This window comes from Isosphaeraceae bacterium EP7 (genome assembly GCA_038400315.1).
Taxonomy (GTDB): Bacteria; Planctomycetota; Planctomycetia; order Isosphaerales; family Isosphaeraceae; genus EP7.
Window position 1 is genome coordinate 1843666 of sequence record CP151667.1, and the last position, 13275, is coordinate 1856940.

General features: G+C 66.9%; 9 protein-coding genes. 7 read left to right on the top strand and 2 right to left on the bottom strand.

The genetic code is table 11. The features are described from left to right. Window positions 1-305: 305 nt before the first annotated feature. A complete protein-coding gene (locus tag EP7_RS07145) occupies window positions 306-1037 on the top strand; it encodes a polysaccharide biosynthesis/export family protein (RefSeq protein WP_463527137.1) in 732 nt (243 codons plus the stop codon). A 124-nt stretch (window positions 1038-1161) separates the two neighbouring features. Here the strand turns inward: EP7_RS07145 and EP7_RS07150 are convergent, their stop codons facing one another. Next, window positions 1162-1842, bottom strand: a complete 681-nt coding sequence (locus EP7_RS07150; RefSeq protein ID WP_463528378.1) for an HAD family hydrolase — start codon at window positions 1840-1842, stop codon at window positions 1162-1164. Window positions 1843-2944: 1102 nt separating this feature from the next. Here EP7_RS07150 and EP7_RS07155 point away from each other — a divergent pair. The 6 genes from EP7_RS07155 (at window position 2945) to EP7_RS07180 (ending at window position 11910) form a co-directional block, all read left to right on the top strand. Next, window positions 2945-4048 (top strand): DUF1559 family PulG-like putative transporter, encoded by a 1104-nt coding sequence (locus EP7_RS07155; protein WP_463527139.1) that lies wholly within the window; start codon window positions 2945-2947, stop codon window positions 4046-4048. A 63-nt stretch (window positions 4049-4111) separates the two neighbouring features. After that, a complete protein-coding gene (locus tag EP7_RS07160; RefSeq protein ID WP_463527140.1) occupies window positions 4112-5581 on the top strand; it encodes a sulfatase in 1470 nt (489 codons plus the stop codon). Window positions 5582-6265: 684 nt separating this feature from the next. Next, a complete protein-coding gene (locus EP7_RS07165; protein WP_463527141.1) occupies window positions 6266-7411 on the top strand; it encodes an acyl-CoA dehydrogenase family protein in 1146 nt (381 codons plus the stop codon). A gap of 148 nt (window positions 7412-7559) precedes the next feature. Further along, entirely contained in the window at window positions 7560-8945 is a 1386-nt protein-coding gene (locus EP7_RS07170; protein WP_463527143.1) for an MFS transporter, read from the top strand. Between the two features lie 77 nt (window positions 8946-9022). After that, a complete protein-coding gene (locus EP7_RS07175; RefSeq protein ID WP_463527144.1) occupies window positions 9023-10552 on the top strand; it encodes a purine-cytosine permease family protein in 1530 nt (509 codons plus the stop codon). Continuing rightward, complete coding sequence (locus EP7_RS07180; RefSeq protein WP_463527145.1) at window positions 10549-11910, top strand: MFS transporter; 1362 nt, start codon at window positions 10549-10551, stop codon at window positions 11908-11910. Before EP7_RS07175 ends, EP7_RS07180 begins: the two co-directional genes overlap by 4 nt. Here the strand turns inward: EP7_RS07180 and EP7_RS07185 are convergent. Beyond that, on the bottom strand, window positions 11814-13184 hold the full coding sequence (locus EP7_RS07185) for a neutral/alkaline non-lysosomal ceramidase N-terminal domain-containing protein (protein WP_463527146.1): 1371 nt from the start codon (window positions 13182-13184) through the stop codon (window positions 11814-11816). The two genes, EP7_RS07180 and EP7_RS07185, sit on opposite strands and share 97 nt — an antisense overlap. Window positions 13185-13275 lie beyond the last annotated feature (91 nt).

Genomic DNA, 13275 nt, shown 5'->3' on the forward strand with positions numbered 1-13275 from the left:
GCCGTGCTTCGGGGCCGCCGCCCTCCGTGGCGGTCGGGGCATCCTGGAGCGCCAAAACGAGGGAGATTGGCGCGCCGGCTCCCGGGATGGCGGGACCGTAACCGGACTTCCACGATCGGTCAATCCCGACACTCGCCACCCGCGCAATCCGGAAATTCCTCAGAAACCTCAGACTTCGATTCAAGTCGATCCGGCCGGACCGCCGATATTCAGCGTTGTCGACGGCGTGTGCCCAGTGCCGCTCCGTCTCCCCCAAGGCCCCGGACGCCTCCTCGTCCGGCCAATGTACCCGAGGGTGTTGCACGATGACCGCACGGACGCGGAACCGATCGCCCCTCGCACGGACCCTCGCCGCCGGGCTCGTCCTTTGCGCCGCGGGGCTCGAAGGGTGCGGGCTGACCAGCAAGCACGCCGCACGCAAGATCGAGCAGCGAGGGGAGTTCGACCTCAACCAGCCCCGAGAGCTACAGATGGTCTCGCTCCCCCCCTATGTGGTCGAGCCCCCCGACGAGATCGAGGTCATCGCCAAGCCCGCCTCGCTCGACCTGCCCAATACCACGGCCATCGTCCGCCAGGACGGCGTCATCGACCTCGGATTCCACGGCGACGTCTACGTCTCGGGGCTCACCTTGAGGCAGGTCGAAGAGAAAATCGCCGACCTCCTCCGCTCCGAGGCCGCCCAGCTCAACATCGCCGACCCCGTCGAGGTCTCCGTCCGGCTCGTCAACGGCAGCCAGAGCAAGACCTACTACGTCCTTGGGGCCGTCACCTCGCAGGGCAAGTTTCCCATCACCGGCAGCGAGACCGTCCTTGACGCCATCCTCCAGGCCGGGCTACGTACGAACAGCATGCCCGAGAAGGCCTACGTCACCCGCCCGCATCCCACGGGCGGCAAGGACCTGATCCTCAAGATCGACTGGGAAGGGATCCGCGAGCGCGGGGACACCACCACCAATTACCAGATCTTCCCGGGCGACCGCATCAACGTCCCCGGAGGAAAGCCCCCCGGGCTCCTCAGCAGCCTTATCGGCGGCTGAGACCGGGGATGCTCCGATTCAGGCCCAGGCGGTTCTCGCCCGGTTAGCCCGCGAGAAAAGGGGACACACTTCGGTGCCGGAGTGTCGGCCGTCCCCATGATCTCGACGGGCACTCCAGCCAGTGTCAGGCCTGGTCGCGGACTGTTTTGGCCAGCGGAGACGAGTCGAACTTCTCCAGAAGCTCGGCCACGTCGCGATAGACTTCCTTGCAGCCGGCCCGCCGCAGGTCGGCCTCCTTGAAGCCCCCGCTCAGCACGCCGATCGAGACGATCCCGGCCCTCTTCGCCGCCTCCGCGTCGTACGGGGTGTCGCCGATCACGATGGCCTCGCTCGGGTCGAGGCCGCCGCCACGCTCGAGCGCCGCGTTGAAGATGTCCGGGCTCGGCTTCGACTCCTCGGCGTCGGCCGACGAGGTCGACGCGTCCACCAGGTCCTCGATCCCGGCGATCTCCTCATACTTCTCCAGCTCCGACTCGGTCGCGGAACTGGCCAGCACGATCGTGAGCCCTTCAGCTGCAATCCGTTCGAATAGCTCGCGGACCTTCGGGAACGGCTTGATCTTCGGCAGATATTCCGTCTTGAGCAGCTCCGAACGCTCCTTCTCGATCGCCTCGCCGGCGTACTCGACCATGTCTTCAGACAGAAAGACCGGCATCAGCTGGTCGCCACCCTTGCCGATCTGTGCCCGAATCTTCTCGACCCGGACCTCGTAACCGTACTTGGCGAAAATCTGCTGCCATGCCTGGGCATGGAAATCGACCGAATCGATGAGCGTCCCGTCGACGTCGAAAATGACGGCCTTGATCACGGCGCAATCTCCCCCACCCAAGCCACCGCCACCGAGGCCACTCCCCAGCCCGCGCGACCCGGACGACCATTCTCCCAGCGAACCGGGCGCCGACACCACCCCGACTTGCTCGCTCCTCCTCCTTGCGTCGCGCTCGAACCAGTTGTCCAGGTAATAGTGCCGCCCCCGCGACCACTCCCAGGCACTCGCCGCCAGGTACGCCGGCAGGAACAGGACTCCCCATCGCTCCACCTGCCGTACATGCACCATCTCATGCGCCCGCAGCAGATCCAGGTCTTCCGAGCACCGGCCGATGACCACATGCCCCAGCGTCATCGCCCCGAACCCCGCCCGCCTCGCCAGCCAGGTCGAGAATCCGCCATGAAACTCGACGATCCCCTGATGCCGTCTGCCCCGCCCCCCCGTCGCCAGCGTCAGCGCTCCCGCCAGAACGCCCACTGCCGTCGTGGGAGCCGCCCAACCATAAGCCGCCACACGCCTCACACGAATCCTCGCCATGACTTCGCCCCCTATCGGCAAAATCATCGGGGCCCGCATGACCCGGGTCAACCATCGCCGGAACACCGGATCGACCGGGCGGATGGCCAGGCGATCCGCCGGTGAATCACAGGCCCTCATCGGCGGCATCTCGATCTCCTCCTCCCTTCATTTTCTCGCACGCGTCATCCGGGCAATTCCCCCGGGAAACGGAGACCTCGGATCGCCCGAGTTCGAAATCCTCGAACTCTGAGCACGCTCAGAACCAGATCCATTTGTAGGGCGGAGAGGTAACCTTCGACTTGTTCCTATTAATCCTATCGACTTTCAAATAAATCGCATCTCAGACGCTTCTGCGAGTCTTGATTAATTCGATCGACTTAAGTACAAATCGTCCATAGAGCCTCCTCGGTCCTCGCGGACCATCGGTGTGTCGCTCGAATTCACCGTCATCCGGACCTCCCTCGACGGCGAGCCTCCCTCCGTCGGTTTTCCCGTTGCTATGGGCTGAAACCGTCCCGCGCCCGCCCCCGCAAGGCGGCCATGGCGGCTCCACGCGCACGTGGATCTCGATCAGTGCCGGGACAGCGGCCACTTTCCCCCCAGGAGTTCGATGAAGACCATGCAACGACGATCACGCCCTGGTTTCACGCTCATCGAATTGCTCGTGGTGATCTCGATCATCGCCGTGTTGATCGCGCTCCTGTTGCCCGCCGTGCAGTCGGCCCGCGAGGCTGCCCGGCGCATCCAGTGCGTGAACAACTTGAAGCAGATGGGCCTGGCGCTGCACAACTATGAGAGCGCCCTCGGGTCCTTCCCGCCCGCGGGCCTGCCCGTCAGCTCTGGCGTCAATCCCGCGGCGACCCTGAACAACGCCAGCTACAGCGCACAGGCCCGCCTGCTCCAGTTCATCGAGCAGGGCAGCCTCTACAACGCGATGAACTTCAGCTACGGCTGCTTCAATTCCATCGACAGCTACGGCAACGCGGCCAACTCGACGGCCACGGACACGCGGCTCTCCTTCTTCCTCTGCCCGTCGGACACGCCGCCGTCGTTCAACGTGATCCGCATCCTGGGCCAGAGCTTCAAGGCCCCTGGGGTGAACTACTTCACGTCAACCGGCTCGACCCTGGAGCACGACGGCACGCAGACCGGCGGGCCTCCCAACGGGGTCTTCAGGTACGGGAGCGTGGTCCGGATCGCCGACATCACCGACGGCACGAGCAACACCATCGCCTTCGGCGAGTGGAAGGTCGGCTCGGGAAATCCGAACAAGCGCACGATCCCCTCGGACATCGTCTGGCTGACGAAGTATCCCGACGGCGTGACCCGCAACACGCAGTCCATGAATCTCCCCCAGGCGAACAACAACAACGCACTGCTCAACTGGCTCGAAGAATGCGCCTCGCGCTCTGAGGTCGGCTCGAACACCCGCAATAACGGTAGTGTCTATCTCGGCCAGGCCTGGGCGTTCAACCTGCCGGCCTACAGCATCGGCAACACGGTCGTGCCCCCCAACGGGAAGTATCCCACGTGCATGGTCATGAAGCCGGGCACTCAGAACTCGCCGGGTGCCTACGGCCTGGCCAGCAACCACCCGGGAGGCGCCAACGTCGTCCTCACCGACGGCTCGGTCCGGTTTCTCAAAGAGACCGTCGCCTTCCAGCCGTTCTGGGCCCTCGGCTCTCGCAACGGCGGCGAGATCATCTCCGCCGACTCCTTCTGATCGGATCGACCTCGTCATTCCGTCGAGGGCCTGATTCCCCCCGGGCCCTCGACGGATGCCTTGATGGAGAGCCCTTTGCGCACGACCATGCTCCTCGGCCTCTCGGCCCTCTCGCTGGCCTTCGGCCTCCCGGCAGCTCGCGCCGCCGAGGTCAAGAAGCCCCTGAATGTGCTCTTCATACTCTCCGACGACCTCAGGCCCGAGCTCGGCACCTATGGGCATCCCGTCGTCAAGACGCCGAACATCGACGCCCTGGCGGCCTCGGGCGTCCGATTCGACCGGGCCTATTGCCAGTACCCGCTCTGCAACCCGTCACGCACCAGCATGCTCAACGGCCGCTACCCGGTGACCACCGGCGTCGTCGGCAACCGATCCTGGGTCGGCAAGGACCACCCCGAATTCGTCAGCCTGCCCAAATATTTCAAGCAGCAAGGCTACACGACGCTGCGTAGCGGCAAGGTGTTCCACGGCGGAATCGACGACTACGAGGCCTGGACCGAAGGGGGCGACCCCAAGACCACGCCGGGCGTCGACCGCGGCGGCCCGCAGGCCGCGAATCCCCCCGCCGAGACCTCCAAGTCCCAGATTCGCGAGGCGGCGAAGGCCTCGGACCAGCGTCGCGATCGGCGGTCGGACTCGATCATCGTCATCCCCGGCGACGGCGACGATGTCGGCGACGGCCGGGTCGCGAACCGGGCGATCCAGATGCTCGGGGAGAACAAGGACGGGCCCTTCTTCCTGGCCTGCGGCTTCTCCAAGCCACACAGCCCGCCCGAGGCGCCCCAACGATTCTTCGACCTGTACAGCACGGATCAGGTCGTGTTGCCGCCCGACTTCGCGTCCAGGCCAACCCCGCCGCCCGGCATCCCCGCCGCCTCGGTTCGTGCCAATTCCGACCTGTTCATCGGTCGCGATGCGAGCGAGCAGGAGGCCCGCGAGGTGACCCGCGCCTACTGGGCCTCGCTGAGCTGGATGGACTACAACGTCGGCCGGGTCATCGCCGAACTCGACCGCCTGGGCCTGCGCGAGAACACGGTCATCGTCTTCTGGGGCGACCACGGCTACCACCTCGGCGAGAAAGGCCGATGGTCCAAGGCCGGCTCCCTGTTCGAGACCGGGGCCCGCATCCCCTTCATCGTCGTCGCCCCCGGGGCCGCCGGAAATGGCCGGCCCGCGCCGAGAGTCGTCCAGGCGCTCGACATCTACCCGACCCTCGTCGACCTGGCCGGCCTTCCCCCCGTCGAGGGCCTCCAGGGCCGGAGCCTGACCCCGCTCCTCGCCAATCCGAACACCGCCTGGGACCACCCCGCCTACACCGTCTGGGCCGAAACCGGGGTCATCAACGGCGCCACCGTCCGCAACGAGCGCTACCGCTACGCCGAGTGGACCGGCCCCAAGGGAGGCCCGATCCTCTTCGACCTCGCCAACGACCCCCACGAGCTGAAGAACCTGGCCGACGACCCCGCCCACGCCGAGGTGCGCAAGGAGCTGAGCCAACTCCTCCACGAGCATCTGAAACTCGGCAAGAAGTAACTCCTTCGCGGGCTGTCGTCGCCGAACAAATCATGAGCCCCGACACCCGCGAACGTCTCGCGAGTGCCGGGGCTTTCGCGTCCGACCTGGCTGTGAACATGTCGTCGCGAGATCGAAGCAGCCCGCCCATTTCGGATGAATTTGGAAAAATGACCAAAAAGTAGGGAGAGAGCTCCTCGAAATTAGGACTATCTCAATGGATCCTTTCGTCGACGCGCATCGATCGGCCAGATTTCCAAGCAAGGCCATCGACCGCGTTCGAGTTTCTCCCTCCGGGAACGACGAGAGTGCTGGCAGACTCGGCCCGGGTTTCGAGGAGAACCGCCGAATTCGGGGCGTCAGCCGAACACACCAAGATTCGACGAGATGTTCACGAAGCTGTACGGCCCGGATAACCCTAAACCACTACTTAAAAACGATTTACGAATGTCTAACGGGCGATTTCTCGAATCTGGTTCCGATCCGCATTGCCGGACAATTGCCGTCAAGCGACGCCCTGCGATGGGTGAAAGTGGCTTCGTTCGGCGCGACCTTTTGCATCACGAAACGAACCCGGGACGCCTTTTGGGGGCATCGCGGTCCGATTTACGAAACGCGGCATACGGGCTAGAGTGGGCCCGGCGTCGAGGGAGCGACGGAGCGACCCGGACTCGCCTTGGCACGGAGGGCGTGGAGGCCCGCACCTTGGATTTCAACCTGAGCGACAGCCAGACGACCTGGCAAAATGCGGCGATCGCGTTCGCCCGCGAGCACCTCAATGATGACCTGGCCGGCCGCGACGAACGCCGGGAATTCTGGCGCGAGGGGTGGCGGCTCTGCGGCGAGTTTGGCCTGCAAGGGCTGCCGATCCCCGAAGAATACGGCGGTAAGGGGCTGGGGCTGCCCGAGACGATCGCGGCGATGGAAGGGATGGGCTATGCCTGCCCCGATTCGGGCCTGATCTTCGGCATCAACGCGACGTTGTGGACGGTCTCGATCCCCATCCTCAAGTATGGGACCGAAGATCAGAAACGCCGATGGCTGCCCAGCTTGTGTCAAGGAAAGCTGGTCGGTGCCAACGGGGCCAGCGAGCCCGAGGCGGGGTCGGACATCTTCTCGATGCAGGCCTCGGCCGCCAAGGTCGACGGCGGCTGGGTGTTGAACGGCCGCAAGACCTGGATCACCGCCGGGCCGGTCGCCGACGTCTTCGTCTGCTATGCCACCACCGACCCGTCGAAGGGAATCCTGGGGGTCACCGCGTTCATCGTGCCGGCCGACACCCCCGGATTCCGGGTGGTCCGCGAGATCTTCAAGATGGGCGTCCGCACGGTGCCGATGGGCGAGGTGGCGATGGAAGACTGCCGCCTGCCCGATGACGCCCTGCTCGGGCGGGTCGGCCGCGGCGCCGAGGTCTTCAACGTGTCGATGGAGTGGGAGCGGGGGTCGATCCTGGCCGCCTCGCTGGGGACGATGAAGCGGCAGTTGGAACAGTGTGTGGCCCACGCCCGCAAGCGGAAGCAGTTCGGCAAGGCGATCGGCAAGTTCCAGGCGGTCTCGCACCGGATCGTCGATATGGCCGTGCGGCTGGAGACGTCCCGCCACCTGGTCTACAAGATCGGCTGGCTGAAGGAGCAGGGGAAGGACGCCACGACCGAGGCGGCGATGGCCAAGCTCTATGTCTCGGAGAGCTACGTCCAAAACAGCCTGGAGGCGGTCCAGACCTTCGGCGCGGCCGGATACGTGGCAGAGACGGGGTTGGAGCGGATCTTGAGGGACAGCGTGGGCAGCCTGATCTACTCGGGCACCAACGACATCCAGCGCAACATCGTGGCTCAGAGGCTCGGTCTATGAAGAACTGCGGGGGCGACGACGACCGGCCTCTGGCATGGCGGTCCCGGCTCGTGTATCTAGGATCGGCCAACCCGATCCTACCCAGCCCACACCGTCGTGCCGGCCAATCCGATCGGTCGAGACCCACCCTCCCGGGGAGAGCCTGCGCATGAATCCGCGGAAGTTGTTTGTCGCCAGTTGCACGGCCCTGATCGCCTCGGCCTTCTCGTTCATCATCCGTCAGGACTTGCTGGCGACCTGGGGCCAGACGCTGGACATCTCGACCACCCGACTCGGCCAGATCGGCGGCTCGGCCTTCTTCGGCATGGCCATCGCGATGCTGATCGGGGCGCCGATTTGCGACCGGCTGGGCATGAAGCTGATGCTCGGCCTGGCATTCCTCTGCCACCTGGTCGGGACCTTGGGCACGATCGCCATCCCGTTCCTTGGCTTGAAGGGCGACCAGGCGTATACCACGCTCCTGACCTTCACCTTCCTCGTCGGTGCGGCCAACGGCCTGATCGAGATCGGCATCAACCCGCTTGCCGCCACGCTCTACCCCACCCGCAAGACGCACATGCTGAACATCCTGCACGCCTGGTGGCCGGGCGGGATGATCCTGGGCGGCTTGCTGTCGCTGGGCATCGCCTATGTGGTCAAATCAGACGCCACCTACAATCTGGCCGGGATCACGTTCCTGGGCTGGCAGTTCAAGATGGCCCTGATCCTGCTGCCGCTGCTGGTGTACGGCATCTTGTTCGTCACCCAGGAGTTCCCGGTCACCGAGCGGGTGGCGTCTGGCGTCTCGTCCGCCGAGATGTTCAAGGAAGCTGCCCGGCCGCTGTTCCTGCTCTGGGCTTTCTGCATGCTGCTGACCTCGGCTACCGAGCTGGCCCCACAGAGCATGCAGGGCCTCGTCCTGGGCAAGACGGCCGGGATGAGCGGCACCATGATCCTGATCTATACCAGCTCCATCATGTTCGTGATGAGGCACTTCGCCGGCAATCTTGCCCACGCGCTCTCCCCCATCGGCATGCTGACCATCTCGGCCGCGCTGGCGGGCATCGGCCTGTTCTCGCTGTCTTGGGCCTATGACGCGACCACGGCCGTCGCCGCCGCCACGGTCTTCGGCGTGGGGATCGCCTACTTCTGGCCGACCATGCTTGGTGTCACCGCCGAGCGGTTCCCCAAGGGGGGCGCGTTCCTGCTGGGCCTGATGGGCTGCATCGGCAACCTGGCCGTCGGCGGGGCCCAGTCCACCATGGGCACGATCAACGACGGCGTCACCTTCAGCTCGATGGACCCCAGCCTCAAGGCCAAGGTGGTCGACGAGTTCCAGGTGATCCAGGACTCCAAGGTCCTGGCCCTGCCGGCCGAGGAACAAGTGGCCGTGCAGGCCGCCCAGGCGGAGGGGGCCAAGTGGTCCTTCCGTTACGTTTCCTTCCTGCCGGCCATCCTGGTCGTGATCTTCGGCGGCATCGCCCTGTATGATCGTTCTCGCGGTGGCTATAAAGCCGAGGAGCTCCCCGCCGCGACCCTGGCCACAGACTACTGACGGCGGGGCCCGACACTCCAATGACCCACGCCCGGCCGGACCGGATGAGAACCGGCCGGGCGCCGAGACACCCAACCGTGCACCCGAAGACGCCCCCCACTCAGGCCCCGACCGCCGACGCCCCCGCCGCCCCGGCCCTCGACCCGTTCGACAAGAACGCACCGCCGCCCAGGCGCGACTGGCGATATGGGCTGGCGCCCTCTTATATCGGCACCTTCTTCTGGGTCGTCTTCTACGAGCAGATGGCCGTGCACACGCTGATGGTAGGCGGCCTGGCCTGGACGGTCGCCGGCGTGGCGGCGGGCGCAGCGCTCGCCCGCTGGCTGCTCTATCTGGCCCCCGCGCTCTGGGGCGTCCGCTCCGGCCGGCCGCTCGCCGAGCTGTCGAAGGCCACCTTCGGCGTGGCCGGCTCGGCCTGGCTGCCGGGCCTTGTCGTTGCCCTGGCCGCCATGGGCTGGTTCGCCGCGGCGATCTGGTCCACCACTTCGACTATCCTCAATGGCCTGGAACTGCTGGGCATGGTGGCCCCGGGCTCGACGGCCCTGGGCGCGTCGGGCCCCTTGCCGCTGCACGGCGGGGCCTTCCTGCTGATCTCGCTGCTCTGGTGCCTGATGATCGGCCTGATCGGCGCGTTTGTGACCCGCCTGGTCTCGGCCATCGCCAACATCTACCCCATGTTCCCCGCCGCCGCGCTGGCGGCCGGCCTGCTGCTGACGGTCCGAGGCCTCGCCTCCTTCGCGCCGACCGGCATCGACCCCGTCTCGCACGTCGCGGTCCGGCTGCCCGAGCTGTCGACCCTGCTGCACGCCGCCGGCCTGGTCTTCGCCTTCGCCACCCTCCCCGGCCTGATCGGCGCCGACTGGGGCGCGGGCAGCCTGGGCGAGACCGATGTGAAGCTTGGCGGATGGGTCGGCCTGGTCCTTGCCCCGGCCATCACCGCGACCCTGGCCATGCTCATCATCGCCGGCTCCATCGGCCTGAGACCGGCCCCCGTCGTCTCAGAGACGGGCCCGGATCCCTATGGTCTGAGAACGACCAAGGCGGCCGATCCGGTGGGCCCGACGGTCGACGACCTGACCCTGACCGAGGTGGTCCACAACCGGATCGGCGGGCGGACCGGAGGCCTGATCCTGCTGCTGCTGGGCGTGGGCTCGTCGGGCATGGCCGCCTTCGCCGCGTTCCTGTTCAGCAAGCGGATGGCCGCCCTGGACCTCGGCCCGAGCCGGATGCACTGGACGATCCTGGGCGTCCTGGCGGCCTGGCCCCTGGTGGCAACGGGCCTGGCCTCGCATCTGGGGTCGTTATTTAACATCCTCGGCTCGCTGCTCGCCCCGGTCGCCGCCGCGATCACGGCCGACTTCTTGCTGACCCGAGGCCAGTGGCCCGGCCCCCGCCGGGGGCTGAACCCGGCCGGATGGGCCGCCTGGTTCGCCGGGCTGGGAGCCGGGCTAGCCCTGGCGCTCGCGTCGCTCAATGGGCCGATCTCGCTGATCCCCCCGCCGATGGCCGCTTACGCGGTGGGCTTCGTCGTCTATCTCGCCGTCGGGCTCGCCGGCGGGCTGTCGCCTGCGATCGATCCTCAGCCAGCCGCGCAAGCCGGGTCATGAGTCAGGCCGACAACCAGGCCGCCCGATCGCGGGGCTCGCGGACCTTGCAGGCCCTGGAAATCCCCGAGTTCCGCCGGTTCTATCTCGGCCTGGGCATCAGCCTGATCGGCAGCTGGCTCCAGGCCGCGGCCGTCCGCTGGATCGTCTTCGAGCGGACCGGGTCGGAAGAGGCGCTCGGCCTGGTCGAGGCCGCCAGCATCCTGCCCGGCCTGGTCGTGGGCCTCTTCGCCGGGTCGCTGGCCGACCGGGTGGCCCCCAAGCCCTTGATCCTGTTCGCCCAGACGGGCCAGATGCTCTTCGCCTTCGGGCTTGCCGCGGCGGTGGCCTTCGACGACGCCCAGCCCTGGAAGCTGGCTCTGCTGGTAGCCTGCAACCGCGTCTTCGTCGCCTTCGAGATGCCCGGCCGGCTCGTCCTGCTGCACGGCCTGGTCGGCCGCGACCTGATGCCCAACGCCATCGCGTTGCACTCGGGCCTGTTCAACGCCTCGCGGATCCTAGGCCCGGCGCTGGCCGGCCCTTGCCTGATCTGGCTGGGCGGTGCCGCCTGCTTCGGCCTGAATGGACTGAGCTACCTCGCCGCGATCGTCGCCTTGCTGACGATTCGCCCAGTCGCGGCTGAGCGACCGGCCGGAGGACACCATTCCGGGATCCTGGGAGGCCTCTCCTACCTCCGCAGCGATCACCGGGTCGCGGCCTTGTTCCTGATGGTCGGCTTCTTCGGCGTCTTCGGCATGGGGTACGACGCGATGGTCCCCGCTTATGCCCGCAAGGTGGTGCAGACCGACGTGGTCGGCTACAGCCTGCTGATGGCGAGCAGCGGGGCGGGGGCGACGCTCGGGGCGTTCTGGGTCGCCTCGATGGGCGGAGTCCGACGCAAGGAGCGCCTGATCCTGGGCGGATTGGCCCTGTTCGCGGTCGGGCTCGCCGGCCTGGCCATCTTCCCCCCCTGGATCGAGGCGAGATGGCCCGAGGTCCGGCTGGCGATGCCCGTCGCGTCGGCCTGCTTGCTGGTGGTCGGCCTCGGGGCGGTGATCTTCTATGCGTCGGCCCAGTCGCTCATCCAGTCGACCGTGCCCGACGCCTTGCGCGGCCGGATGATGGGCATTTGGATGGTCGTCTACTCGGGCTCGGTGCCGCTCGGGGCACTCCTGACCGGCTCGGCGGCGCAGGCCTGGGGCGTGGGCCGGATCATCCTCGTCTCGTCGGTCCTTTGCCTGCTCGTCGCCGCCGTCGCCTGGAAGACCCGCTTGATCGCCGCCCGTCAGGGCTTCGAGGCCGACCCTTCCGCCAGGATCGACTTGATGCCGTCGATGATCGAGTCCTCAACGGGCTCGGCCCAGGGCGAGGGAAGGCCGTAGTAGATCATCGAGGTCGCCCCTTCATACCCACCTTCCTTCAAGACCCTCGCCGATGGGATATAGGCCATCACGTCGTTGCAGTAGGCCGAGACCCAGGTGCTTGACGAACCCAGGTTGCGCTTCAAGCGGTTCGAGTAGTCGACCACCACCTCGCCGCCGAGGAAGATCCAGGTCAAGCCTCCGAGCTTCCAGCTCTGAATGGGATAAGGATAAGTCGGCGCGAGCTTACCATCCTTCACCAGTTGACCGATCAACAACCTGGCCCGGCTGGCGGTGTAGAAGTCGGCGGCCTTCGCGTCCCGGTCCAGCTCCTCCCGGGTCGGCAGTTTGGCGAACGCGATCGGAACTTCGCGATAGGCCGTGGTGGGGCTCCCTTCCACCGGATGCATCGGGCCGACCATGACGTCGGCCACTGCGGCGGCGAGCTGGGCGCCGTAGGACTCGGCGAGCTCGACGGTTCGGCGGGGCAGGGGGTTCTGGTCGGCGCCGCAGCCGGCGACGAACAGGGCCGTGATGCCCGGGTTAGCCCGCTCGATGGCAACCTGGGCGAAGCCCGCGTAATCGCCGCAAAACTGCTGCCCGGAGAGGACCGTGCAGTGGCAGGCATAGCCGCAGACGACCGCCAGGACCTTGCCTCCGGCCTTCACGCGAAGCACGGGCACGTCGTGGTCGACCGGCCCCTTCAAGGCCAGGGCCTGCCGCAACGCGGGGACGTTGGCTTCGGTGTTCTCGCGGCGGTTGACGCCGAAGTCGGCCGTGCCCGTCTGCCATCCCAGGTCGGCCGGCGCCAGATGCTCGAAGGCCTCGTCGGCGATGCGTCGAATCGTTGCGGCCAGCTCGACGGCGTACTCCGCCACTCGGGCGGCCTGGTCGGCGTCGAGCTTGTACATCGAGATCAGGTTGGTGCCGACCACGGGCCCGCTGTGAGTGTGCGAGCAGGCCAGGACGATCCGGTCGCGTGCCATCCCATGCTTCGAGCCGATAGCCTCGGCGATCGGCACGGAGAGATCGCGGCCAATCCCGCAAAGGTCCAGGCTGATGAGCAACGCCTTCGACCCGTCGGGCGCCTGCATCGCCAGGGCCTTGGCCCAGAGATCGTGGATCGCCCCTTCCGACGGCTTGGTCCGCGACCCGTAACCAGCCATCCAGGTCGACTTCGTCGGCGTGATCGAGGCGCGGGCCACGCCGGCCTTCCACGCCTCTCCGCTCGCGGAACCATCGACCCCGGCCAACGCGACCGCGAACACCATCAAGCCCAGTTTCATCCGGCGCATCAACGAGCCTCCGCGCCGCCGGCCGGGGCATTCCCCACGCCCCGATCCGGCACAGACGCGGCGACGAGCATACGGCCTCCGGGCACCCGGC